Genomic DNA, 25,523 nt, shown 5'->3' on the forward strand with positions numbered 1-25,523 from the left:
GGCGTGGCTGGAGCAATTCTGGTATGCCCCAGCCTTCTACCTCGGGAGATGATGCGCTATGGACCTGCGAAAAATCCGAACCAACCGTTGGCTCGCTCTAAGCTGTGGAATCCTACTTTGGCAGACGCTGGCGTCGCCAAGTTGGGCGGAGGATGCTTCGGTTGAACCTTACCGAGCCTTTGTTGCCCGCGAAGGCGAGTTCACGCGCTGCGGACCGGCGGGTGAATTCTATCAAGCCGATCCGCTGCGAGCCGGTGAGGAGGTCGAGGTCTATTTGGAAACCGAAGATGGCTGGCTCGGCATTCGTCCGCCGGAAAACAGTTTTTGTTGGATACAGAGTGATCAAATCCGCGTCGACGAAGATGCCACCACCGGCACCGTAGTCGATGCGGCCGCGGTGGCCTGGATCGGTACCCATTTGGGGCGAGCGAAGACCTATCGCTGGCAGGTGCGTTTGGAACGTGGCGAGACGGTAACCATCATCGGCACAGCCCGTCGCCAAGGTCCCGAAGGGGACGATGTGTGGTACCGCATCGTGCCACCAGCTGGCGAATTTCGCTGGGTCCATAAGTCGCAGGTGGTTGCCACCTTCGCTGAAGTCCAATTGGCTGCCGCCACAGATTCGCTCGACACCGATCGCCAGTTCAGTCCCAATCGCAAACCCGATCGCGACAGTCCCGGAAGTTCACGGCGGCGACTCCTCAGCGAGGATCGTGAGAATATCCGACCACGCGAGCCGCTGCAGGATCCGTTGGAGAGCGACCCCCGCGAGCGTTCCGTGCTGGAAGATGGTCCCATCGGTTCCGGGTTGGCCAACAGTAATTTAAAACTTTTGGATCAGGTCAGCCTTGAGGACATTTCTTTGGACGACACGCTGGCCGAACTGCGGAGACCGGAACCGCCAGCCGGTACGTTGCGAGCAATCAATGATGTTGCCAATCCGCTGCTGGAGCATGAGCCAATACGCCCCACAGCGGCGATCGACGCTGACAAGAATCCGCTGCGAACCGCGATGCGGAACGAGCTGATAAGCCCTCGTTTTCAACCGACTGACGAGCTCGCCAGCCTGGATGTGGAAGGGCTCAGGATGGAACTATCGCGGGCCATGGCCAGGCGGGCCCGAGCTGCGGAAACCGAGCAATTGCGTCGCAGAGCTGCCCAGTTGGCGCTCGAATCGACCAACAGCATCGAACGGGGACGGGCTTCGATTCTGCTCAAACGAATTGAAGAATATCAATTGGTAGCCAGCCGTCGGGACGACCAAAGAGCACCGGCAAGCACTCAGGCGGCACCGGCAAGACTTGAAATACCGACGCCCAACCCTGCTGCCCAGTCTGCTGCCCAGCCAGCGGCCGGATTGGCTGGCGTGAACACATCGCTGGAAACGCCAGCTGTTGCTGAAAACCGCATCGGTGCCGCCGCGCCGCGGGCTGCCAGCTTCGATCGCCAAGGCTGGTTGGTGCGTGTCTATTCGGCGCGACCCTCAGCGCCTCCGTATGCGCTGACTGATACCGCCGGCAATACGCTTTCCTACATCACACCGGTGCCGGGCCTCAACCTCCGCCGCTATCTGAACCAAGAAGTTGGCGTATACGGTCGCACGTCAGCCGACACCAGCCTGGAAACACCCCACTTGATCGCTGAACAAGCGGTGCGTTTGCGCCGCTGATCCGCTCAATCACTTCAACGAGTTGGGCATTTCAGCGAGCGTTGCGGCCCTGTTGCTGGGCGGCATCGCCATTTCGCCGTGCCGCTTCGCGAGCCAAACGGGCGGCCCGGCGACGACGCACGATGTCATAACGGGCCACGACCATCTGGGCCAAATCGCCGAGGTGTTGAATCTCCCCCTGAGCCGGATCGTACAACGGCACTCCCCCATTGAATGGTGCCGGAGCAACTGGCCGCCTGGTGCGAATTTGTGGGCTGGGACGCGACGGGGAAACAACGACCGCGGAGGAGTTGCCGGTGCTGGCGGGGGCCGCAAAGTCTAACATTAGCTGAGTCATCGTTTTGCCTCTCGAATGAAAATGGCTCACAAACCAGTGCGTCGGTTGAGTACTCGCTCAACCACAAAGCCATTCTTCAAAAGGCGCGTGACACCTTAGGTCACAACCAAGACAACTTTTTGAATTTTTTTTCACAAGCACAAATAGCTGGGGACAGCGGTTGTACATTGTAGAGCGATTGTCCCCAATCGCTTGCATTGTCCGCAAACAGCTGAGGACAGCAGTTCTACAAAGCAAACAGCTGAGGACAGCGGTTCTACATTGCAAACAGCTGGAGACAGCGGTTCTACATTGCAAACAGCTGGAGACAGCGGTTCTACATTGCAAACAGCTGGAGACAGCGGCTATCGTTTGGAGCTGGTTTTTCGTCGCGTGAGGAACCAGCCGACAGCCAGTGCACCGCCGGCAAAGCCGATTGCGGCGGCAAGAAACATGCTGGCTGCTTGCGGCATCGTGACTTCGTAGAACAGCAATTTGGTCTCAGTGGGGGCGGTGTTCTGCAGAGTCACCACCAACAACAGCACGAAAACCAGCGTCAGCAGGCCCAATTTAATTTTTTGCCACATCAGTCGTTGCTCCGGGGAATCGTCGGCTCTGTCCAGATTTCACTCAGCTGGGCCGCCATCGTGAGTGCCGCAAATAAGCTGCTGGGGGAGGCCTTGCCCTGCCATGCTAAGTCCAATGCCGTGCCATGATCAACACTGGTCCGCACGATGCTCAGCCCTAAAGTTACGTTTACCGCGTCATCAAAGGCGATCGCTTTCAGTGGAATCAGCCCCTGATCGTGATACATGCAGATAAAAACGTCCGTTTCTTGTCGAATCCTTGGCAAGAACGCCGTGTCGGGCGGCAAAGGTCCACGAATTTGCCAGCCAGCGGCCCGCGCGCTGTCAATCGCCGGAACGATCAGTCGCTCTTCTTCGCGATTACCAAACAAGCCTCCTTCGCCGGCGTGCGGGTTCAAGCCCAAGACGGTGATCACGGGGGACCGGCCCACCATGCGGCCGACCGCATCGCCCGCCAGCTCAATCGTTTCCAGCACACTGCGAACCGACAATAGCTCAGCCACTTCGGCCAATCCGACGTGCACGGTAACCAGCGCGCAGCGAATCTCCGGGGCAGCCAACATCATGCAGTGTCGCTCGGCACCAGCTCGCGCGGCCAGCAATTCGGTGTGACCGGGAAAGGGGCAACCAGCCGCGTGCCACGCTTCCTTATGGATCGGGCAAGTCACCACACCGGCCGCTTGGCCCCGCAAAGTTCGCTCAATTGCGTATTCCACGTACGCGAGCGAAGCTGCTCCGGTCTGGGCGTTTACTTCGCCCGGCGATACGCGGCCGATCGGTTGTTCAAGATCGACAATCGATACGCCTGCCGGTGCCGAGGCAGCCAAGTCCCAGCCGGCAAGCGGAAAACATGCGGGCAATGGCAGGGAAAGTCGCTCGGAGACCTCCCGCAACACCGTTGCCGAGCCGCTGATCACGAGCGGCAATTGTCGCTCCCGGCACCAGCTGGCGGCTCGCAAGCATAATTCCGGCCCCACACCGGCCGGATCGCCCATTGATAAAATTAGCGGCTTCGCTGTCATTTCGGTTTTCACCAAGAGGGAACACGCCCACACGGCTGACTGAGTCCAAAACCGTATTGTCTCAGTCGAGGCCGTCGAGCGTTACCCCCGGTCAGGTGTCAAGAAAACGAAATGACCTGTTGCGGTAATCCAACTCGCTCGCTGACGTTATTTGCCAGTCGAATCGCCCACTAGCGTGTCTTCAGCAGGAACATCCTCAGCAGGTGGATCTTCCGCAGGAGCATCTTCAGCCGCTTCTTCCTCTTCTTCGCTGCGAGCGGGAGGAGGCTCTGGTGCTGGGTTTTCTTCAGCTGGCGGTGCGGTTGCTTCCTCGGCTGCTTTTTGAGCTGCAGCTAGTTCCGCGGACAGGTCTTGCACTTGTTTGGTTGCCAAAGCGGTCGCGGTTTCCATCTCAGCTTGCAGCTTGGCAATTCGTTGATCTCGCTCGGCAACCTGCTTTGCCAACGCTTCCTTTTCTGATTCGATCGCCGACTTGGCCGTTTTTAAGGTTTCCATTTCGGTCGTCATCGCTTCCATTTTGGCAACTTGAGCTTCCGCTTGAGCTTCCGCGGTGGTCAGTTGCTCGCGGAGCTGGGCAACGAGCGTCTCCAGTTCCGTCTTAGCGGCAGCCAGGCTTTCCTGTTCGGCCGTCATCTTGTCGACCGTTTCCTGCAAGGAGTTAACTTGACCGGTCAACATGACGTTCAGGTCAAAAGACATGCCCGAAGTGCCGCTGGGAGCTCCGCAGTACCCTTGGCTGTAAACTTGCACTGGCTGCGACACTTGACCACAAGGCACCGAAGAGCCCATTGGTGCGGAACCGGACGTAGTTGCGGGGGTCGAGCAATCGCAGGGGACGCCCGTCGCTGGCGATTCGATTGCGTGAGATGGGGCTTGAGCAGATACGGTGCCGGAAATCAGCAAGCCTGCAATTACCAAGCTGGCGGGACGACGATCGTGTCGCTTGAAGATGTTGAAGTAGCTCATGATGATTTTTGAAAAAGCAGAGTGCGTTTAGGAGGGGGGCGTAAAATATGAGGGATATCTGCCCGCTTTTTGCGAACGTGGTCGTTACTAGTTTGATCGCGAACTTGCAGATTTCAACCGGCTCCGCGTGGCAACTCAATTTCCTGCTCCAACGTCGGGTTGTATCGGCTGTTCGGGCTGCAACAGGCGGGCTGGGCGTGAATAGGCACGGTGGCTGCGGATTCTGCCAGATTGCCGACTTGTTTGGTCCGAAGAAAGGACTTGGTAGCGGTGTGCGGGCTGTAGAGATCGTCCAGCTTAGGATGGGCACGATTACGGAAAACACCGAAATACAGTGACTTCCTAAGCTAGATGATCTCTGTAGGGGTTTGTCCGTCGCGCTCAATCGCAGGATCAGCAATTCGCAGGGGATATCGGGGCGAACATGGGGACTGAACAATCGATGCGACTGACGCTACTCGCCAGCCTGTTGGGTTGCTGCTTGCCCGGCTGTGCTCAGCGTCAAGCCAGCCCCGCCGCTCGGCAATTCACCGCTCCTGCCAGCAAATTGATTTCGCAAGATGCCATCAACGCGGACAACCCGGCAACATCTGTCGACGACGCGAACGCCCGAGTTCAGCAAGTCGCCTATCCGGATTTCGAGCAGGCCCAAACGCAAGCCGTTGACGCCACGGTGGCTGCCGCTTCCCCATTGGATTTCAACCCACCGCAAATTGACAATCGAGATTTAGCAGATAACTCAGCAGAGTCGCCAACAGATAACTCAGCAGAGTCCGCCGGGGTGCCGCTGGAGGAATATGTGTCGCTGGCACTGGCTCAGCACCCTCGTATTTTGGCCGCTCGCTCGCGAATGGCGGCGGAGCAAAATCGCATCGCCCAAGTCACCGCGCTGCCCGAACCAGTCTTCAACAACACTTTCTGGCCGTTGTCAGATCAAGCTTTGCAGACCGCCGGCGGGCGGATGGGAAATCAAATGTCGCTGCAACAGCGGCTGCCTTGGCCCGAAAAACTCAAGGCCGCTGGGCGAGTGGTCAGCCGCGAAGTGCAAATGGCTCAAGCCGAAGTCGAGCGGATTGAACGTGAAGTCACCGAGGCTGTGCAGCTGGCATATTTCGAGCTGTGGTACACCAGCCGCGCTTTGGAAATTGTCACGGAGGGCAAGCTCGTGGCCGACGATTTGTTGACCGTGGCAGGAGCACGTTATCGCAGCGGCGGTTCCCAACAAGATGTGTTGCGGGCTCAGACCGAGGCGGACCGTCTGATTAATCAAGAGTATGAGTTACAACAACAGTTAGCGGCGGCTCGTGCCGATCTCGCGACGCTGGTCCGACAGCCGGTGGAGTTGGTGCCGATTCCCGTGGTCCCGCCGCCGACCGTCGCCGCACCCGAGCGTTTGCAGCAATTAATTTTGAGGGCGGAACAGTGCAGCCCCGAATTGCGTGGGCTCGCTTGGCAAGTCGAACGTGACCGACAGCGTCAGCAAGCCGCTTGTTGGACGCAATATCCCGATTTGCAGTTCGGGCTCAATTGGGGGCTGATCAGCGACGCGCAGGCTATCAGCCCGGTGGCCGATGGACACGATAACCTCAGCTTTTCCGTTGGCACGACGCTGCCAATCTGGCGACGCAAATACCAAGCGGGCATCCGCGAGGCGGCACACCGCACGCAGAGCAGCATCCAGCAATTGGCCGCAGAACGCGAACAACTTTACGGCGGGCTCCGCAGGTTAGTCGCTCAGGCCGATTCGCTGGCCGGACAAGCGGAAACCTACGAACAACGTTTGCTGCCGCGGGCGCAAACCACGCTGAATCTAGTGTTGGCCGACTATCGTGGTGGGCGAGCCAACTTTGATGATTTGGTGGCCACCTACCGCGAGCTGTTGTTGTTTGAAACCCAGCTGGCCCGCGTGCAAGCTAACTTGGCCGGCACCCTGGCTCGGATCGAACGCCAAGTCGGTTGCCGCGTTGATTCGCCGAGTGCTAATCCCCCAGGCACTAATCCGCCGAGTTCAGACTGACGCGAGCGGCGATCCAGCGGGCGGCCGCGTCGATTTGCCGAGGATGCATGGCGTGCGGCTGGGTCTCGATCTCCCAGCATTTCAGCTCGCATGACAACGCCTGCTCGCGGAGATAATCGGCCGCGTAGCGGCCCCAGCGAACCGAGACGATCGGGTCTTGTTCGACATGTTGCAGGAAATAAGGTGTGCCCAAGGCCATTTTCCCGGGACGTAGGGGGGCCGGTAGATAGCCCGCGATCGTGCAGACTCCGCCCAGTGCATAGGGACAAGCCAGTCCCGCAGCGATGGCCATTGCTCCCCCTTGGCTGTGCCCCAGCAGAAAAATTTGGTTCGCCGCTTCTCCTGCCGCGATCAGACTCTCAACGGTCTGCTGAACCCGGCCCAGCGAATGCTCTAAATGTTGGGGAGCAACCCAAGTCGGTGAATCAACGCGGCGATCGCTGTCGCTCGGTGGATGAAACCAGCCCAAGTCTGGGGACTGCGGAGGATACTCGCGATAATCACCTTCGACCGCGTGGCAAGTGGCAGCGGGCAGCGAGCGGTTGAGCCGTTTGGCGACCGGCAGCATTGAAGTTTGATCACCGCCGAGTCCATGCAACAATAAAATTTGAATCACACTAAGCCAGCCTTTCGCTCGTTGGGCTTTTGCTCGTTGGGCTTTGACGGCACCGCCGGTTTCCCAATGCCCTTGCGTCGAGTACCTTGCAGGGACCGCACAGTTGTAGACCACTCAACAGGAAAAGGAAGCACAATGGTCCGAACCGCTAGCACCATGTTGCCGCTGGGCACCCCAGCTCCCGATTTTAAGCTTCAAGACACCGATGGACGCACCGTGGAACTGAGCGAGTTTGCGGGCAGCAAGGCTCTGTTGATGATTTTTATGTGCAATCATTGTCCCTACGTCAAACATGTCGCGGCCGGTTTGCAGCAATTGGCCGAGGATTATCAGGCCCGGGGCGTGGCCGTCGTGGGGATCAGCAGCAATGACGCTGAGAAATACCCCGATGACTCGCCGGAGAAAATGGCCGCGGAGAAGGCTCAGCAGGGATACACATTCCCCTATCTCTACGACAGCGATCAAGCGGTCGCCAAAGCTTATCACGCCGCCTGCACCCCCGATTTTTACTTGTTCGACAGTGAGCAACGTTTGGTGTATCGCGGGCAAATGGACGACAGCCGTCCGAAAACGGACCGACTAGTGACAGGAGCCGATTTGCGCGCGGCGCTCGATGCCGTCTTGGCGGGGGAGAAGCCGGCCGAACAGCAAGTACCCAGCATCGGCTGCAACATCAAATGGAAACCGGGTAACGAGCCCGAGTACTTTAACCCAGCCGGGACTGCCTGATTCGTGGAGACAGTGCATGTTCCCGTGATGCCCGCTGAGGTATTGCAGTACTTAGATCCGCAACCGGGGCAAACCATCGTCGACGGCACGCTCGGTGGTGGTGGTCACACGCGTTTAATCGCCGAGCGGGTGGGGCCGACCGGCCGCGTGCTGGCGCTCGATCGCGACGCGATTCCCATCGCGCGAGCCGAAGCCGAACAAGCTTGCCCGCCAGTGGTGCCACTGCATGCCAGCTACCATCGTTTGGACCGTGTTTGCAAGATGTTGGAGATTGATCGCGTCGACGGCATGTTGCTCGACCTGGGCTTGTCCAGCGACCAATTGGAAGATGAATCACGGGGCTTCAGCTTTCGCGGTGACGGCCCCCTCGACTTGCGATTCGACGTGGGCCGCGGCGAGACCGCGGCCGAACTCTTGCTACGCTTGCCCGAAGCGGAAATCGCCAATCTGATTTACCAGTTTGGCGAAGAGCGATTCAGTCGCCGCATCGCTCGTCGGATTGTTGAAAAGCGGAAACAACGCTGCCCAGTGACGACCACATCGGAGCTGGCAACGCTCGTTCGCAGCTGTGTTCCACGCTCCAAAAATCACTCGATTGATCCGGCAACGCGAACCTTTCAAGCCCTCCGCATTGCCGTCAATGAAGAGCTGAGCATTTTGCAACAAACGCTCCAGCAAGCTTTTCGTTGGCTCAAACCGGGCGCGCCGTTGGTCGTGATCAGTTTCCATTCATTGGAAGATCGGATCGTAAAATATGCTTTTCGCGAGCAAGACCACTGGGAGGTGCTGACGAAGCGACCGCTCACGGCAACCGACCAGGAGCTAGCGCTCAATAGCCGCAGCCGCAGCGCAAAACTCCGAGCCGCCAAGGCTAAGGATTTTGGTTAAGAAGACCCCAACAACTAGCGCACAAAAACTGCAAATTGTGTTGGCTGCCCCAACCCGGGGACCGCTTCGCCGATCCCTCGCAGCGTCACAGAATACCCGTTGCGGCTGGCAACTCCGTTCACCCAACGCCCAAATTTCTGGCAATCCCATTCAAACAAATGATCCGACGCGCGGCGCTGGTGGGGCGATAATCCATAAACTTCGTTGTAGCCGGCGTTGGGCGTTGTCATCAGCACCGCACCGGGTCGATAGCAGGCAAACACCGCCCGCTCGACGCGACTGAGATTCCCCGGAGCGACATGCTCGATCGTTTCCACCATGGTGCAAGCGTCAAAGCCGCTGACTTCGAGTTTCGGATCATCATAAGAACCGGCAATCACGGACAGCGTCCGCCCCGCGTCGCCCAAATAAGGTTCCAGCACTTCCCGGGCGTGCCATAGAGAATGCCCGCAGACGTCGACACCCACGATCGATTTGAATTGTCGTTGTCCGACGAGTCGCTGGAGTAATTGCCCGGTCCCGCATCCCAGGTCGAGCACCGACTCGGCTTTTAAATCCAGCAAAGTTCGCTTGATTACATCCAGCCGTTCGTCGTGCAGTTCGGTTTTTAAGTTGCGTTCAACCATTGGTTTGCGAAGTTTAAACCTCAGCCCAAGTGGCGCCGCGAGCAACATCTACCTTCAAGGGGACTTTTAATTCGGCAACTCCCGCCATCTCTTCGCGGACGAGTGTCTCCAGGGTGTCGATCGCGTGGGGATCAACCTCGAATAACAACTCATCGTGAATCTGCAACAAGAGCCTGGCTGGCAAGTCGGAGTTGCGTAGCCGATGATAGACGTTGAGCATCGCTTGCTTGATTAAGTCGGCCGCCGAACCTTGAATGACCGTGTTCACGGCGATCCGTTCGGCTTCGGTTAATGATCGCATTTTGCTGACATCCAGCTCGCGAAAATCACGCACCCCTTGTACGGCGCGGCGACGTCCCAGCATTGTCTTCACCGACTGGTCGCGGCGGCATTCGATCAAGGTGTTCAACATGAATTCTTGCACCCCCGGATATCGCTGGAAGTAGAGTTCGATGTAGGCGGCGGCTTGATCTTTGGGGATTCCCAAGGTGCGTGCCAACCCAAAAGCACTCTGCCCGTAGACGATGCCAAAATTAATCGTCTTGGCCGTTCGACGCATCTCTTCGGTAACTTCTTGTTCCTCGACTCCATGCACTTCAGCCGCCACGCGACGGTGAATGTCGGCATCGTCGCGGTAAGCTTGCAGAAGCGCCGGGTCGCCGCTGTAGTGGGCCAGCACGCGCAATTCAATTTGCGAATAATCGGCCCCCAGCAATAACCAACTGGGATCTTGGGCTCGAAAAGCGCTGCGGATAGCCTTGCCCGCTTCGTTCCGCACGGGAATATTTTGCAAATTCGGTTCGCTGCTGCTAAGCCGGCCGGTGGCCGCCACATCCTGCCGAAAGGAGGTATGGATCCGTCCCGTCTTCTCACAAACCAGCTGGGGCAAGGCGTCGACGTAGGTGTTCTTCAATTTCATCGCTTGCCGATACGCCACCACCTTGGCGGGCAAATCGTGCATCGTCGCCAACTCTCCCAACACGTCCGCGTCGGTGCTGGCCCCCGTCTTAGTCTTTTTGATAACCGGCAGTCCCAAGTGTTCAAATAAAATGACCGCCAGCTGTTTGGGACTATCGATGTTGAACTCGCTGCCCGCCAAGGCATGAATTTCCAGCCGCAGTCGGTCGATCTCCGTGGTAAAGCCGCGGCTCAATTCCTGTAAGGTTTCCACATCCACATAAATGCCATTAAACTCCATCTCGGCCAAGACTTCGATCAGCGGCATTTCCAAGGTATCAAACAACTCGTCCAAACCTTCCTGCCGCAATCGTTCGGCAAGTAGCGGAGCGATCTGCAGCGGCACGTCGGCATCCTCGGCGGCGTAGCGAGCGACCAGTTCTAAAGGAACTTCATCCATCCGCTTTTGCTGTTTGCCCGTGCCGATCAGTTCCTTAATCGAAATCATGGTGTGGTTGAGATAGCGCAGCGCGATATCGTCGAGCGTATGATTGCGACGTCCGGGCTCGATGATGTAGTCGGCCACCATGGTATCGTGCTGGACCCCTTCGACACGGCTACCGCTGCCACGCAAGACGACCAAATCATATTTGATGTTTTGTCCAATTTTGCCGACGCGAGGATTTTCCAGGACGGGGTTTAGAATCCCGATCACCGCCTGCTCTTCCAGCACTGGATCACCTGCGGGAGCCCGCACCGGAATGTAGACCGCTTTACCAGGTTCCCAAGCGACCGAGATGCCGACCAGATCACTGTGCCGGGGGCTGGTGCTGGTCGTTTCCGTATCAATGCAAATACTCTCTTGCTGTAACCAAATTTCCACCAGACCGCGAAGTTCGTCGAGGTCCGTGATGCAGCGATAGCCGCTGAAATCGATCGGTGACACTGCGTTCGCTTGTGGAACGCCCTCCCCCAACACTTCAGCCACTCGCCCTTTCAAACGCCGGAATCCGAACTCGTCGCAGAGTGCTTCGAGTCGTTTCAAATCGACGCGACCGACGCGACCTTCAGGCCACGAGATCGGCAGCTCAAAATCAGGTTCCAATCGCACCAAAGTTCGCGATAGCAGCGCGGCGGCTTGGCCCTGTTCGATATTCTGGCGACGTTTAGGACCGCTGATGCTGGCCGTGTTGGCGAAGATATTTTCCAGCGTATCGAACTGTTCGAGTAGCTGTTTTGCCAACTTGGGACCGACCAGCGGGATGCCCGGTACATTATCAACCGGATCCCCAATCATCGCCTGATAATCGACCACTTGATCAGGCCGGATGCCCCAGTCGGCCCACAGCTCGTCGATGCCCATCTCAGTATTTTTGCGAATGTTATACAGCTGCACGCGATCGGTGATCAGCTGGCGACAATCCTTATCGCCGGTGACCACCAGGCAACGTCCACCCGCTTGCTCGACCTGTTTGGCAACTTTTGCCAAGATATCATCTGCTTCGTATCCGACACACTCCAACCGGCTGATGCCCAAAGCTTCGACAACGCGATGAATTAAAGGAATCTGTTGCCGCAGGTCCTCGGGCATCGCCTCTCGATGCGCTTTGTATTCCGGATACAGCTCGTTGCGAAATGTCTTCTCGGACTTGTCAAACGCGCAAAACAAATAGTCAGGTTCTTTGCGGACCAGCAGCTCTAACAAGTCGCCGAGAAAGCCATGCACGGCCGCCACTGGCAGCCCGCTAGGACTGCTCATCGGGGGCAAAGCATGGAAGACTTGGTAAATCAAAGAATGGGAATCGACGATCACGACCAGCCGATCGGTCAAGTCGTTGGGATCATCTTGCTCGTTCGCCCTAGACGTAAGCGGAGCCGCTGGGGCTGCGGCATTGCTGTCAGTAACATCGCCATCAGCGGCACTGCTATCGGCGGCACTACTTTCCGCAACATCGCTGTCAGCAACATCCCTCTCAGCGGCCGGCTGTTGTGATTCGCGCACGCTGGCAGCCCCCGCTGGGTGTTTGCGGGCGGGGGGCTCGTCGTCAAAGCCCGCGAACGACTGTTGACGAGGCTGCGAAGCGGCAGACTGAGGGTCCGAAGCGTTTTGCGAGTTTGATTTGCGAGGCATGTTGGAAATCGGGGCAAAAGCGGAGCAACGAAGGCGGACAGCCCCTGTTGTACCCTTACCGCTGGCGACTCCCAAGGGTTTGTTAACCCAGCTTTTTCAAAACGCCGTTGCTGTCGCCAAAGGAGCTAACCCGCGCCCCCATCGTTTGCAGCATCCAAACGTACAAATTGCATAGTGGCGTATGATTGGGGTAACGGATGTGGCGACCCGAGCGGATGCGTCCGCCGGCCGATCCAGCTAGCAGAATCGGCAAGTCATCATGGTTGTGGCGATCGCCGTCACTGATCCCGCTGCCGTAGAGCAACATGCAGTTATCGAGCAGCGTGCCTTCTCCTTCGCGAATCGTCGTCATGCGTTTCAACAGGTAGACAAAGCTCTCCAAGTGAAACCGGTTGATGGCGGCAATTTTCTGCTGTTTCTCGGCACTCTTGCCGTGATGGGAGCAGTCATGATGTCCATCGGAAATCCCGATCTCGGGGTAACCGCGATTGCTGCCCGCGTTGGTAAACATGAAGGAGACGATCCGCGTGCTATCGGTCTGCAGGGCGAGAGCGAGCATATCGAGCATTAACTCGGCATGTTTGGCCATCTCGCGGGGAACACCGGCTGGGCGCGGGTAATCGGGGACACCATCCTCGCCAATCACCAATTTCTCGGCGCCGACGTAACGTTTTTCCACATCGCGGACACTGTATAAGTACTCGTCCAATTTGCGTTTGTCGGTTTGCGGCAATTTTCCCCGCAGGTCGTTGGCATCTTCCAACACGAAATCGAGCACGCTCTTACGGTACTTTTCTCGCACCGTTTTTGCTTTGCGAACGTCTCGCACCGTTTGGCCAGCGAACAACCGATCAAACACTGCCCCCGGGTCGATCTCTTTGGCCATCGGGCTGGTGCTGCTTCGCCACGACATGTTGGACGCATAGGCGCAACTGTACCCACTGTCGCAGTTGCCGCTCTGGGCACTCGGTTCCAACCCTAACTCGAGCGAAGGGAAGCGGTTTTTGCCACCCACCTCCGCGGCAGCAACTTGGTCGACCGAGACACCATTCTGAATATCGGCGCCGTTGGTTTTTCGCGGATGGGCACCCGTTAAAAAGGCCGCCACGCTGCGGGCGTGATCGCCACCTCCGTCGCCGTGGGCAAAAGCCCCGTCGAGGGTCAGCCCACTCAACACGTTGACATGTTGTTGATAGGGCGCCAGCTGTTCCAGCGTTCGCGGTAGATCATAATTGGCACCCTCGCGGCGAGGCGTCCAGTCTGGCATGTGCATGCCGTTGGGGACGTACAAGAATGCCATCCGTACTGGATTCGGCGTGGCCACCGCGGCGGCTGACAACAATCGCGTGGGCAGCATCGCATCAAGCACTGGCAGGGCGATCGCAGTTCCTAACCCACGCAGCACCGTGCGGCGGTCGAGACTTTTTGCTCCAGTCGTCATGATCAGCGTTCTCCCTGGTTTTGAAAGGGTGGGCTAGCGACAATCCCAGCAATGATATAGGCAAAGCGATAATCCTTGCTCTTGGCATCGAGCAAAATCTCATCGATCGCGCACTTGTCATAGTATTCTAAGCCACGCCCCAAAGCATAAATCATCAGCTTTTCGGTCAAACAACGCACGAATTGCTCGCGTTGTTTGCCCGTGAGGTGGGATCTCAATTGCTCGATACCTTGGAATGTGGTTCCATCGGGTAACTGTCCGGAGGCGTCGATCAACTCCTCGCCGTCGCTAGTCCGCCAACGCCCGATGGCGTCAAAGTTTTCCAGCGCGAACCCCAGCGGATCCATCATGTTGTGACACGCCGCGCAGGCTGGATTGGCGCGATGCTGTTCCATCCGTTCACGGAGCGTGCCCGACAAAGCATCTTGTTCTAATTCCGGAACATCGGGTGGCGGAGGGGGCGGAGGCATGTTGAGCAAATTCTCCAGAATCCACTTGCCTCGTTTAACCGGCGATGTCCGCGTGGGATTGCTGGTCACCGTCAACACGCTGGCGTGGGTTAGCAAGCCAGCTCTTGGCGTTCCCCGCAGCGAAACTTTGCGGAATTGCTCCCCCTCCACTCCTGGAATCCCATAAAACTCGGCCAGCGGTTGATTGAGGTAAGTAAAATCGCCCTCAAGCAAAGTGGTCACCGGCAAATTGCCCCGTAGCACCCCGGCAAAGAAAGTCAGCGTCTCGCGTTGCATCGCTTGCCGCAGCTGGGGCGTAAACTGAGGAAACTTGCCTTCGTCAGGCTGCGTCGTTTCCAAGCTCCGCAGCTGCAACCATTGACCGGCAAAGTTGGTGATCAAGGCGTTGGAGCGACCATCTTTAATCATGCGAGCGACTTCGCCGCGGAGCACATCAGGTTTGCTCAATTGGCCTTGCCAAGCGGCTTTCAGCAAGCGATCGTCGGGCATGCTGCTCCAGAGGAAATAACTGAGCCGCGTGGCTAGCTCAAAGTCGGTCAGGAGACGCGGCTCGCCGTTGGGGCCCAAAGGTTGATGACGCTCGACTTTGAACAAGAAATGTGGCGACACCAGAATGGCCTGCAAAGCGACTTGGATGCTTTCGTCAAAGCTGCCACCACCGCTGCGGACCGCGGCTGCCAACTCGCAAAGGCGATCGACTTCACGTTTATGAGCTGGCCGCCGATAAGCGCGACTCATCAAACGTTCCAGCACTAAGCGGGATGCTCGGTCGGCTGACAACTGCGCCGATGGCGTGGCAAAAATGATCTGGCGATGACTCGCTGGTAATTCGGTCGACGGAATGTAGCGGACTCGATTGTCCTGGCCGCTGAGTTCCGTGTGCACAAGATGGAGATTGCGGTCGGTCTTGGTTTCCGGTTCCCAAAAATCATTGATAAAACCGATTTCGAGCTGATGTTTCCCCAACCGCGTGCGAAATTGAACCGTGAATTCTTCGGGGTCGGAGTTGGGAACATCGATGATGGCCAGCGAATCACCATTGAGTCGAACTTCCATCTTGACCGGCTCGTCACCCCCTTGATCGCCATAAGCGGTGATGGTCAGGGTGTAGTTTCCGGGGAAAGGCAGATCAGGAGCGAAATCGACGAAGCCGCGAGAGTGAATCCCCAAGCCGCCGCGGGCCGCGTTAAACTTTTCCGCTCCTTTTAATTGACTGGCCGCCAGCGTTTTCAAATACAGGTCTGCCGGTGGAGGCGTCTTGATTGCTTGGCGGCTGATCTCGTCGGCGGCCAAGAGATATTTCTCCATCAGCAAGGGAGGCAACGAGAGCACATCCCCCACGTTGTCAAATCCATAGCCGACATCATCACCGGGAAAATTGATCGCCGCTTCGTAGTCAACTCCCAACAAATCACGAACCGTGTTGCGATATTCAAAGCGGTTTAATCGCCGCATGACCACCTTGCCAGCGTTGGGATTTTTCACGCAGTCGACCGCGTTGGCAAGGTCATCGATTAGGCTGGCCAAGCGGAGGCGAATTTCTTCCGGCATGCTTTCCGCGTCGGCCGGCGGCATCGCTCCCAAGCGAACTTGGCCGAGCGCACGCACCCACATCCTGCGATTATTCAAGATCGCATCCGGAGTCGCATCGGCGGCCAGCAGCACATCCCCTTCGCCCGCATCGGCCCCGTGGCAGTCGTAGCAATAGGTCCGCAACAAAGGAACCAATTCTTGGTCGAATACCCGCTGTCTGCTCGCTTCATCACCCCACGCCGCCGGACTGCTCAGCAACCCCGACAAGCAACCGCTGAGCAATAACCCGATGCTGAGCCGCACTCCAAACACGAACCCGCTCGCCGCGTAACCGCGCGAGAACTCGTTAGCCGGACCCGAACTTCCGCAAAAATTCATGACTGCCTGATACCTTTTATGCCGCGAATCGACAGCATCTATCCATTACCATCATAAACGCTGTGGCAAGCAAAAGGTACTTCAGAATGGTGAAAACTCCCCTCCCCGGAGTTACCGCGGCAGCCCGGCTCTGGCCTCTTTTTCGTCATCCTCGCTAGAGTCGGCATAATCAGACTCGACGACGCTGCCTTCCACGGTCCTGGGGTCGTTGCGATACGACTGGTAACCTTGCTGGGAATCGACGTAGGTAAACTGCATTTTACCAGCAAAACGCCTCGCCAAAGCAGCGGAAATGCGACGTCGCGTGGCCGGGATCAGCAGTGCGAAGCCAAACAAATCAGTTAATAGCCCAGGAGTCAGCAAGAGGGCCGCGGCAAAGGCAATTAGCAATCCATCGCGGATTTCGGCTCCCGGTAGCTTGCCAGCTGCTGCCGTGCTGCGAAACCGCTGCAAAGCTCGCAGCCCTTCCGCACGAGCTAACAAAGAACCGATAATTCCGGTTACAATCACCAAGGCGATGGTGGCCAGAATCGAGGTCTTGTCAGCGATCCACAACAACAGAAAAAACTCGATCAGCGGGATCAAGATAAACGCGAGCAGTAATTTTCCCAACATTTCCCGGGTCCATTCGTAATGCGTGTGATAAGCGCTGGTCACCGGCCGGTTTGACAGTCGAGCCAGTCGTTTATTTCCGGTGTTGCAACTAACGGGCCAGAGCCATGCGGCGGGGCCCCAATCGAGGTTCCTTGGGCACTGTAAAACCGCAATGGAAATGCTCAAGCCAACAGCCTGAACCATCCAGCTGCTCGCAATTTTCGGTCGGTTATGCGTGCCAGCCCTCGGGACATCAGCCACCAAGACATAAGGATAAGTGATTTGAAGTTCGCTGCCGTGGAACGGCGAAAAAAAAGTTGTCGGGGCGAAAGTTTTTCCTGCACTCGCCGTCCGTGGATAGTGTCAGCGACTTGCGTCGGATTGGCAGCCCAGCTCGACGTTGCCGCTGACGCCCGCAAGCTCGACGCCAGTAAGTCGGATGCCAGTAAGTCGGATGCTGGCCAAGTTGGGCATGCGGAAATCTCCGCCCCCTTGTTCAAGGCGGATTGTTGAGTGGCTGCTGAACGTTTTGCTGCGGACTCGCAGCCAGATGGGATTTCCGCCGGTGTGCGATTTACCGACGTTTCCACCGGTGCCAGCGGAAATTTAACGGGCTGGCTGGCCTTGCCCGAGACTTCGCAAGCCCGGGTGGCTTGCGTGTTCGTCCACGGTTTGGGCGAACATGCGGGGCGTTACCGTGAACTCGCCCAAGCATTAGCCCGCGTGGGTGTTGCCAGTCTGGCGTTCGATTTGCCAGGTCATGGTTTATCACCCGGTCGTCGTGGTGCGCCGCCGAGTTACGATGCCATGCTCGATGATATCGATCACGCGCGACAAACGCTGAAGTCCCATCTGCCCAGCATTCCCCAAGTTTTGCTGGGGCACAGCATGGGAGGGAATTTGGCGATCAACTACTCGCTCCGCTGGCCTCACGATTTGGCGGGCATCATCCTGGCCGCGCCGATGATCTTGCCGGCGAACCCGCCGAAGCGTGACCAGATCTTTGCCGCTTGGCTGACGGGAAAGCTGCTGCCCTTCATTCGCTTTCGCACCAACATCACGCCCGATCAATTGACGCATGACCCCGAGCAGATCGAACGGCTCGCCAATGATCCGCTGATGCACAATCAAATGTCACTGCGGCTGGGGACGCAATTGTTAGCGCAGGGCCGCTGGAGTTTGGACCAGGCCAGCAAACTGCAATTACCCTTGCTGGTTTTGCATGGCGAGCAAGATACGCTGACCGAGTCGCAGGCGAGTCACGCGTTGTGCATTCGCGTGGGGGAACAGGCCGAGTTCTTCAGCTTTCCGGAGATGTACCACGGTCTGTTGTATGAGCGCGAGCGGGCCGACGTGTTTGCCCGCATTATCACTTGGCTCACGGGCCGCTGGGGACAGCCGGCTGGTTCGTAGGCAACAGCCGGTCGACCGTTTGTCCAGCCAGCACCGGTGGCACAGGACAGTCCAGCAGGTCGGCCACGCCACGGAGCAATTCAGCTTCGGCGGGACGAACCTTGCCATCGGCGCAGACGGCTACCGTGCAGGCCGCCACAATCTGCTCGCGCAACCTGGGCGAAGCGGTCCGCAATAACTTCAACCCCTGCTCCAATTCACCCAGCTTGCACTCGGACCTGGGGAACCAAACCGGTTTAGCCGACTCCACCAACTTGATGGCCAACGCGAACGCTTGGCGCGCTTCGGGCTCTTCATGCCCGGTGTGGGACAGCATGGAAAGCAGCAAAGAGATCGGCGCGGTTAGACGCTGCAGTCCGTAGTACCGCGTCACGGGCGAGGCAATTTTGTTGAACCGCGAAGCCAAGTGGCGATGGATCACTCGCGATAACGCCCATTCAAACACAGTAATCTGCTCATCAGCGTGGACTAAGGCCCAAAAGCAGGTTTCGAACTGCTCGAATTGCGGCGGCGACATCGACTGCAAAGCGGGAATCGCCATGTCGACCAGTGGCAGGCGGAGACGCACATCCAAGTTGTGACAGTGGGGAGTTAGCTTGACCGCCAATTCAATTACGTGGGGTTCAATCCGACCGCCGAGCGCTTCCAACTGTTTGTTCATGATTGCCTGGTCACGATCAAACAGAAGGGCGAAGATGAACGCGCGCGAACCATAAGGATCGCGGGCAACCTGCTTGAGCTGCGGGGGTATCGAGCCGATGAGGTTGCGAGCATAGAGCTGGTGCACCTGGCTGGGCTCGCCCACTCGTCGCATCGCCTCCTCGACCGCTGCCGCCGTGACGAGACCGGCCAGCTGGATGGCGGGCAAACCGCCTGCATGCCCCGTCGCCCCGCCCTGCTGCTCGGCTGCGGTGTCCGCTTGCGCAGTTCCGGCGTGTTGTTGACCGGCAAAATTCGCTCCCCCGGTCTCCGTCGCGGAAAACCGGCCACGCTGTTCCGCCGCCGGCTTAATCACGGGAAAGACCCCATCCCAGTTCGGTTCCACCGCCAGAATTCGCATGGGAAGTGGCGGGTGGGTGGCAAAGAAACTGGCGAAACTCTTGTTGAGCGCTGCGGCAAAAAAGAGGTGGCTCGCTTCCGCTGCGTTGTCATTCTTGAGGATGGAACCTTGGCCCCGCGCGACGATCCGCTTGAGCGCGCCGGACAGTCCGGATGGATTGCGAGTGAACTGGACCGCCGAGGCATCGGCCAAGTGTTCCCGTTGCCGACTAACCGCCGCTCGAATCAAGCTGCCGATGAACACGCCGATCGCACCGATCACGACCATCAAGGCAGCTAAGGCAAAAATCGCAATGATGACTTGGCCGCCGCCTCCTTTGCCTGAGCTGGAACGACCGCCGCCGGCAATACTCCCGCGGCCAAAAATGTGAAACAGCGCGCGGCCCGTTAGCCCCAACAGCACGATGCCATGGAGAATGCCAATCAAACGAATCCCCAACCGCATGTCGCCATTGAGAATGTGACTAAATTCGTGAGCAATGACACCTTGCAGTTGGTCGCGACTGAAAGCGTCGACGGCGCCCCGCGTGACGCCAATTACGGCATCGCTTGGCGAGTAACCGGCGGCAAAGGCGTTAATTCCCTTTTCGTCCGCCAGCAGGTAGACCGGCGGCACCGGCACGCCGGCGGCGAGCGCCATTTCCTCGACCACGTTGAGCACGCGAATTTCGGCGAGATCCTCCGTGTTGGGATAGATCAGCCGACCTCCCAGCCCCTCGGCGACGGTCCTGCCACCGCCGCTCCGCAAGGTGACGACTTTGTACAGACTGCCCAGCAGGATCATCAGCACGGTCAGCAGCCCCACGCCGAGTGTCGTTCCCCATCGCAAAGCCACGGGGGCCTGCGAATCTTCCATGGAGAAGAAATAATCGACCAAAAAGTAGGTAGCGACTGAGGTGGCGGCGACGATCGCGCAGATGGCAAACACAAACGCCGCCACCAGCCGTACCGTCTGACCGCGGGCACGCTCCTGCCGTTCAAAAAAATTAGTCGCCATTAGCTGAATGAAACCGAAGGCGCTTGGTTAATTTTTTCGCTGTCAAACTCCAACAACTGACGATCTTGCCCATGTCCAAACAGGTTGGCAAAAATCACCGGCGGGAACGTTTGTTTGTAAGTGTTATAGGCGGTGACTGAATCATTAAAGGCTTGCCGGGCAAACCCGATGCGATTTTCCGTGGAAGTCAGTTCCTCGGTCAGTTGGGCCATGTTCTGATTGGCCTTGAGGTCGGGGTAAGCTTCCGATAACGCGAACAGGCGTCCCAACGCGCTGCCCAAACCACTTTCCGCCGCCGCTAGTTGTTGCATGGCGGCCGGGTCATCCAAGTGTCCAGCAGCATTTTGCAAGCCGCCGACAGCCTGATTGCGGGCTTGAATCACCGCCTCCAACGTCTCCCGCTCGTGACTCATATATCCTTTTACCGTCTCGACCAAGTTGGGGATCAGATCATGTCGTCGCTTGAGTTGCACCTCGATTTGGGCGAACGAATTTTCAACGCGATTTTTTAGCGTCACCAAGCGGTTGTAGATGCCCACTCCATAGGCAGCGATCGCCAGTCCAATCAACAACAAAACGCCAAAGGTGATCAGTATCCAAAGCATGAGAGATTACTTTTTCGAGTGGCCCGCACCAATTTCAACGGACAAGGCTACCCCCTTGTGGCGATGTGCGGTGATCGCCTGGTGGCACCCGTAGTGTAAGGCAACTTTGGCGGCGATGCGAGGCGCGGCTGCCGGCAACTTTTACGCGCGCTGGCATTTGCCCCACGTGCTTGGCCGTTAATTTGCGTTACGCTCCCTTCATCATTGCCGTAAAAGTTGCCAAGATGCTGATGGTGGCAAACTTCTTCGTTTTTTAGGATTCCCCATGGCTCGCAACGAACAGCTGGTTCGTCAACACCGAATTCTGCAACTGCTCGAAGAGACCCGCTACGGGAAGACATTGGACGATATCCGCGAGGACTTAGTGGGTGATATGGGGCTGACGTCGCTGCATGGCCGCACCGTGCGACGCGATATCGAGGCTCTACAGGTCGCCGGTTACGATATTGTCACCGAGCAAACCCAGCGGGGTAAAGTCTGGAAAATGGGGCGGACCGACCGAGGAATTCACAGCATCAGCGCTTCGGCCACCGAACTGATCGCGCTCTCGATCGGCCGCGATTTACTCTACCCGCTGGTGGGAACCTCCTACTGGCAGGGTATCGAGTCGTTCTGGAACAAAGTTCGCGAAGTGCTGCCCGACGGAGTTTACGAGCACTATCAACGCTACCGCAAAACGCTCTGCGTGTTCGGCACGCCAAGTAGAAAATATGAGTCCAAAGAAGGAATTCTGAGAACGATCAATCGGGCGATCAGCGAGCATCGCGTGGTTGAAATTGTCTATCAGAGCGTGGGCAAACCAGAGACCGAACGGCAGATTGAACCGTATGGTTTGGCTGTCTATCAGTCCAGCATTTACGTGGTTGCCGCAGCCAGCGAAGTCACTGATCCCGAAGAACGTTTGCGGCACTGGAAGTTGGACCGCTTTCAAAAAGCCATTCTGACTGATCAATATTTTCGCGTTGATCCGTCTGTCGATCTGGAGTCGCATCTCGGTAAAAGCATCGGCATCTTCTCGGGCGAACAAACCGAATCGGTCATCATCCGCTTGGGTCAGCGAGCCGCCGGCTGGGTTCGCGAAGATCCTTGGCACCCCGACCAAATCTTACAGCCCGAGCATGAGCTTCCCGAGGCTGAGGGGGTGCCCGTGGATGAGGCCCAAAAAGCGGCCAATGCTGGGGTGCCCCATATAGATGCGGCCACGTGGTTGTTTACCGTACCGGCCGCTCATCCCCGCGAGCTGTTACCGAAAGTGTTAGCCTTGGGGAGTGACGCCGAAGTCTTGGAACCAGCCTCGTTTCGCACGGCCGTGCAAGAGGTCGTGGGCCGCTTGGCTGCAACTTATCGAGTGACGACGACTCCCGCGGCAGCTGATGTGACACCCGAGGGCTGAGAACCGCTCGGTTACCAACAGTCGCTCAGCCGGGCAAATCATCTGGGAAGGGATCTGGCAACAAGTTCAGCGAGTTGGCAGTTTGATTGGCCGCTGGCCAGCGGGCTGGCGAATCGATTTCGGTTGCGTTGCGGGGCAACACTTCACGGTCCATGCGATAACAATAAGCGAGCTTCGGGTGCCGGTCGGCTAGCTCATCGCTGGCGTGCACCTCGGCGATCACCCGCTGGTAAAGATTCGCTTGTCCGGCACCCCGGTAACCCTCGATGGCGTCGAGCACTTGCAGGGTCAAAGGAACATCCGGCACCGCCAATTCCCACAATTGCCCGCAGACAACTCCAGGGCCTTCAACGAAAGCCGGGTAGGGCCCCAAATCAAACAGCTGACCTCGCAAAAATCCGGGGGCCGTTCGCAACGCCGGTCGCGGCCATTGTTGCCCCCGTGATTGGCCCAGCTGGAGTGTCCCGTAGACAAAAAAATGAGTCACCATCTAACGCTCCGGGCTGCCGCCCAGCGGCTCGGGTTGAACGTCCTCAAACGGCAAAGGATGGTCCAGATTGATGCTGGCCTTCATCAAATTTTCAATCATCTCAGTCCGTCCTAACGAATCTTCGATGGCAGCATCATAATTGTTGCAATTGCTCTTAGCGTGAGTGCTTGAATTGCCGCTTGGTTTTGCTTTCGCGTCACCTCCGGCAGGGTGTGACGAAGACCGCGGCGGCTCGGCTTTGCTCGTAGGATGTGACTTTGGTGTCGCCGAGTTGGGGCTTGCCAAGTTGGTGCCGACCGCTATCGGGCTGAGTGTTTCAGTCGAGCGCGAATTTTCAGTCGCAGCACGCCTGGGTGCGGCGGCTGCGGAATTAGCAGTAGCGACGTTGGCGGCGGTAACCGTTCCTCGCGCGGCCTGTTGGAAAGCACGTGGGCTCTGCAGCACCGCCGTTTCGGCAATCGTCTCTGTGTTTGCAGTTGGCTGAGTCGCAGTTGGCTGCGTTGCAGTTGGCTGCGTCGCAGTTGGCTGCGTCGCAGTTGGCTGCGTCGCAGTTGGTTGGGTTGCAGTTGGTTGAGTCGCAGTTGGCTGCGTCGCAGTTGGTTGGGTTGCGGTTGGCTGAATCGCAGTTGGCTGAGTTGCAGTTGGCTGGCTGGCAGTTGGCTGAGTTGCATTTGGCTGACTGGCAGTTGGCTCGTTGTTAACGGGCTGCAGCGTTGTAGTTATGTTTGCTGCTGGGACGCGGGCCGCTGCTCTGCGATCAGGGAAGGGAGGCATGACTGGCGGTTGGCTGGAGGCCGATTCTGGCGAGTCTGTCGCTCGGCGACCGGTCAAGCGATCGCTCCAGCGTCGGTTACCACCGCCGGGAGTCGGAGCGACCAAGAAGACGCCCCCCAGCCCCAGCATCAAGCCCGCCATGGTGGCTCCCGCGGTGACCATGGTGCCGCCGATGCCGACAGGATTTTCACCCGCTCGCACCGGCCCCAATTCGGACAACAAATTGACTGTCATGGCCGCCGATAGGCTGGCCTCGGCCTCCGCCAACGCGGTTTCAGCGTCGCTGAGCAAACCAGTGCGATGCTCGACCTCTTTCACTAACAGCGAATAATCAGCGCGTATCGTCGCCAGCTTGTTGAGCTTTGCTTGCAAGTCCGTTTGACGAGCAATCAAACGCTCGCATTTCTCCGCGGCCAACCGCAACGAGGGCTTCATCGTTTCCGTCACGTTGACGATCTCGCGACGCAGCTCTTCGCGAATGGTTTCCGTGGTTAACCTCGCGGAGACCATGCGTGGATGCGCCTGTTTGAGGCTGCCCGCTAACCGGGAAGCTTCAATTTGGGCATCGATCAAGCCGGCGGTTAAACGTTGCAGAGTAGGCTGCGTAGTCAACAACTCCCCATCGGAAACGACCAATTGCGTGGGATCCTCGTAAGCGCGCATCAATAGTGCTTGCAGCGATTGGAGTTTGTCTCTTTCCTGCTCGGCCAACCGCAGGTCGCGTTGCAATTCGGTAATCACTCGGCTGGAGTTGGATTCGGAATTCATCGATTCGGAAAGCAGGCGAAGCTCGCCCAAGTCGATCCCCAACGACTGCTCGAGTGTTTTCAGCTGGCCGGTGGCTTGCTCCAGGTTGTCTTTCGCCAAGTTGCGGGCCTGCTTTAATTCGTTGACGATGCTGTCGGCCCGCAAGCGGCGAACGTTGCGGAGATGATCGGTGAGGGCTGCAAACAGGGCGCCGCACAGCTCGCTGGCTCGTTCCGGCGATGCATCGCGGGCGGTTAAGTAAACCACCTCGGTCTTGCCAAATTCGCTGGTCTTCGGCGCCCGCAAATTGACCGCTTCGTTTGCCGTGGCATCAATCACGTCGGCTGTTGGCCAGACCGCTTCTTGAAAATCGGCCGGTGGCGGCAAACGTTTGAGTGCCGCTTCGACGACTTCTGGGTTGCGAGCCATTTCCAGCAGCGTTTCTTGGGCGGCCAGCAATTCGGTTTGGCTGGCGAATTTCCCCAGCCGCTCAACCGAGCCGTTGGCTTCGTCGCGAACCAACAGCGGTTGGCTAGCTTCCCACTGATCGCTGCTAAACATTGCGTAGGCAATCCCCAGCCCCGTAAACAACAGCGTCACGCCCAGCCAAAACGGAGCGAACCGACGAAGGGTTTGGTAGAAGTGTTTCCAAGGAATGGGCGCTGATTGGGGCATTGATTCAAAACATCGAGAGTGCGCGGGATCAAGTTCTTTGGAAAGATAGCTTGTTCCGCCGGCGCGCCATCCAGAAACCCATCCTTTCATGGCACCCTCGTCGACCCTGCTGCAACATCTGCAACGATTATGACGACTTTCAGCCGAACATATCGCATGCAATGCTGGGCAACAACGCACCAATGCTGATTCGCGGCCCCAAACACTTACCGCTCACATTCACCGAGCGGACATCAGTCGCCACCGCTTTGGCCTTTCGATTGGGCAGCGGACAAAAAAAAAGCGGAAGCCAAGCCGTAGCATGGTTTCCGCCTCATGTTGACAATTCCCCAGAACAGGGAAAAGTTACCCGGCCAGGACTCGAACCTGGAATGACTGAACCAAAATCAGTAGTGTTGCCAATTACACCACCGGGCAATCCTTGTCTCTCTGCTTTCTAGTTTACTCAATGAGGTGGCTCGGCGTTAAGGCCTGGTTCGGGGATTTTTTT

At 57.7% G+C, this 25,523-nt stretch carries 21 protein-coding genes and 1 tRNA gene; 7 read left to right on the forward strand and 15 right to left on the reverse strand.

Annotated features, from left to right (window positions below):
• Positions 1–58: 58 nt before the first annotated feature.
• Positions 59–1,669 carry an SH3 domain-containing protein gene (locus SH139x_RS19910; protein WP_488351515.1) on the forward strand — a complete coding sequence of 537 codons (1,611 nt, stop codon included), beginning with the start codon at positions 59–61 and terminating at the stop codon, positions 1,667–1,669.
• A gap of 31 nt (positions 1,670–1,700) precedes the next feature.
• Here the strand turns inward: SH139x_RS19910 and SH139x_RS19915 are convergent, their stop codons facing one another.
• The 4 genes from SH139x_RS19915 to SH139x_RS19930 form a co-directional block, all read right to left on the reverse strand.
• Positions 1,701–2,006, reverse strand: coding sequence for a hypothetical protein (locus tag SH139x_RS19915; RefSeq protein ID WP_488351516.1), 306 nt, complete (start codon positions 2,004–2,006; stop codon positions 1,701–1,703).
• Between the two features lie 344 nt (positions 2,007–2,350).
• Positions 2,351–2,572: a lipopolysaccharide assembly protein LapA domain-containing protein gene (locus tag SH139x_RS19920; protein WP_488351517.1), complete on the reverse strand. Its 222-nt coding sequence runs from the start codon at positions 2,570–2,572 to the stop codon at positions 2,351–2,353.
• The gene (gene pdxA, locus SH139x_RS19925; RefSeq protein WP_488351518.1) at positions 2,572–3,594 is read right to left on the reverse strand and encodes a 4-hydroxythreonine-4-phosphate dehydrogenase PdxA; all 1,023 of its coding nucleotides are present in this window, start codon (positions 3,592–3,594) and stop codon (positions 2,572–2,574) included. The genes SH139x_RS19920 and pdxA overlap by 1 nt, the downstream gene beginning before the upstream one ends.
• Before the next feature lie 147 nt (positions 3,595–3,741).
• Entirely contained in the window at positions 3,742–4,560 is an 819-nt protein-coding gene (locus tag SH139x_RS19930) for a hypothetical protein (protein WP_488351519.1), read from the reverse strand.
• A gap of 424 nt (positions 4,561–4,984) precedes the next feature.
• On the opposite strand from SH139x_RS19930, the gene SH139x_RS19935 reads away from it, so the two are divergent.
• Positions 4,985–6,577 carry a TolC family protein gene (locus tag SH139x_RS19935; RefSeq protein ID WP_488351520.1) on the forward strand — a complete coding sequence of 531 codons (1,593 nt, stop codon included), beginning with the start codon at positions 4,985–4,987 and terminating at the stop codon, positions 6,575–6,577.
• Here SH139x_RS19935 and SH139x_RS19940 read toward each other — a convergent pair.
• Positions 6,555–7,193: an alpha/beta hydrolase gene (locus tag SH139x_RS19940; protein ID WP_488351521.1), complete on the reverse strand. Its 639-nt coding sequence runs from the start codon at positions 7,191–7,193 to the stop codon at positions 6,555–6,557. The two genes, SH139x_RS19935 and SH139x_RS19940, sit on opposite strands and share 23 nt — an antisense overlap.
• Before the next feature lie 135 nt (positions 7,194–7,328).
• On the opposite strand from SH139x_RS19940, the gene SH139x_RS19945 reads away from it, so the two are divergent.
• Entirely contained in the window at positions 7,329–7,922 is a 594-nt protein-coding gene (locus SH139x_RS19945; RefSeq protein WP_488351522.1) for a thioredoxin family protein, read from the forward strand.
• 3 nt (positions 7,923–7,925) lie between these two features.
• On the forward strand, positions 7,926–8,810 hold the full coding sequence (gene rsmH / locus SH139x_RS19950) for a 16S rRNA (cytosine(1402)-N(4))-methyltransferase RsmH (protein WP_488351523.1): 885 nt from the start codon (positions 7,926–7,928) through the stop codon (positions 8,808–8,810).
• A gap of 14 nt (positions 8,811–8,824) precedes the next feature.
• On the opposite strand, the gene SH139x_RS19955 is transcribed toward rsmH, so the two are convergent.
• The 5 genes from SH139x_RS19955 to SH139x_RS19975 form a co-directional block, all read right to left on the reverse strand.
• Positions 8,825–9,436 (reverse strand): methyltransferase domain-containing protein, encoded by a 612-nt coding sequence (locus SH139x_RS19955; protein WP_488351524.1) that lies wholly within the window; start codon positions 9,434–9,436, stop codon positions 8,825–8,827.
• Between the two features lie 13 nt (positions 9,437–9,449).
• Positions 9,450–12,464 carry a DNA polymerase I gene (polA, locus tag SH139x_RS19960; protein ID WP_488351525.1) on the reverse strand — a complete coding sequence of 1,005 codons (3,015 nt, stop codon included), beginning with the start codon at positions 12,462–12,464 and terminating at the stop codon, positions 9,450–9,452.
• Positions 12,465–12,546: 82 nt separating this feature from the next.
• Positions 12,547–13,905, reverse strand: coding sequence for a DUF1552 domain-containing protein (locus SH139x_RS19965; RefSeq protein WP_488351526.1), 1,359 nt, complete (start codon positions 13,903–13,905; stop codon positions 12,547–12,549).
• Positions 13,906–13,907: 2 nt separating this feature from the next.
• Positions 13,908–16,286: a DUF1592 domain-containing protein gene (locus SH139x_RS19970; RefSeq protein ID WP_488351527.1), complete on the reverse strand. Its 2,379-nt coding sequence runs from the start codon at positions 16,284–16,286 to the stop codon at positions 13,908–13,910.
• 111 nt (positions 16,287–16,397) lie between these two features.
• Complete coding sequence (locus SH139x_RS19975; protein WP_488351528.1) at positions 16,398–16,901, reverse strand: FxsA family protein; 504 nt, start codon at positions 16,899–16,901, stop codon at positions 16,398–16,400.
• A gap of 339 nt (positions 16,902–17,240) precedes the next feature.
• On the opposite strand from SH139x_RS19975, the gene SH139x_RS19980 reads away from it, so the two are divergent.
• A complete protein-coding gene (locus SH139x_RS19980; RefSeq protein WP_488351529.1) occupies positions 17,241–17,393 on the forward strand; it encodes a hypothetical protein in 153 nt (50 codons plus the stop codon).
• Positions 17,394–18,293, forward strand: coding sequence for an alpha/beta hydrolase (locus SH139x_RS19985; protein ID WP_488351530.1), 900 nt, complete (start codon positions 17,394–17,396; stop codon positions 18,291–18,293).
• Here SH139x_RS19985 and SH139x_RS19990 read toward each other — a convergent pair.
• Positions 18,259–20,349, reverse strand: a complete 2,091-nt coding sequence (locus SH139x_RS19990; protein ID WP_488351531.1) for a M48 family metallopeptidase — start codon at positions 20,347–20,349, stop codon at positions 18,259–18,261. The genes SH139x_RS19985 and SH139x_RS19990 overlap by 35 nt on opposite strands.
• On the reverse strand, positions 20,349–20,954 hold the full coding sequence (locus SH139x_RS19995) for a LemA family protein (RefSeq protein ID WP_488351532.1): 606 nt from the start codon (positions 20,952–20,954) through the stop codon (positions 20,349–20,351). The genes SH139x_RS19990 and SH139x_RS19995 overlap by 1 nt, the downstream gene beginning before the upstream one ends.
• Positions 20,955–21,219: 265 nt before the next feature.
• On the opposite strand from SH139x_RS19995, the gene SH139x_RS20000 reads away from it, so the two are divergent.
• Positions 21,220–22,347, forward strand: a complete 1,128-nt coding sequence (locus tag SH139x_RS20000) for a helix-turn-helix transcriptional regulator (RefSeq protein WP_488351533.1) — start codon at positions 21,220–21,222, stop codon at positions 22,345–22,347.
• 25 nt (positions 22,348–22,372) lie between these two features.
• On the opposite strand, the gene SH139x_RS20005 is transcribed toward SH139x_RS20000, so the two are convergent.
• From SH139x_RS20005 to SH139x_RS20015, 3 genes are all read right to left on the reverse strand, one after another.
• Positions 22,373–22,837, reverse strand: a complete 465-nt coding sequence (locus SH139x_RS20005) for a gamma-glutamylcyclotransferase family protein (protein WP_488351534.1) — start codon at positions 22,835–22,837, stop codon at positions 22,373–22,375.
• Positions 22,838–25,033 carry a GumC domain-containing protein gene (locus SH139x_RS20010; protein WP_488351535.1) on the reverse strand — a complete coding sequence of 732 codons (2,196 nt, stop codon included), beginning with the start codon at positions 25,031–25,033 and terminating at the stop codon, positions 22,838–22,840.
• Between the two features lie 345 nt (positions 25,034–25,378).
• Positions 25,379–25,450: transfer RNA gene (locus SH139x_RS20015), tRNA-Gln, on the reverse strand.
• Between the last annotated feature and the right edge of the window lie 73 nt (positions 25,451–25,523).

This window comes from Kothea flammea (assembly GCF_052161645.1).
GTDB lineage: Bacteria > Planctomycetota > Planctomycetia > Pirellulales > Pirellulaceae > Laterigemmans.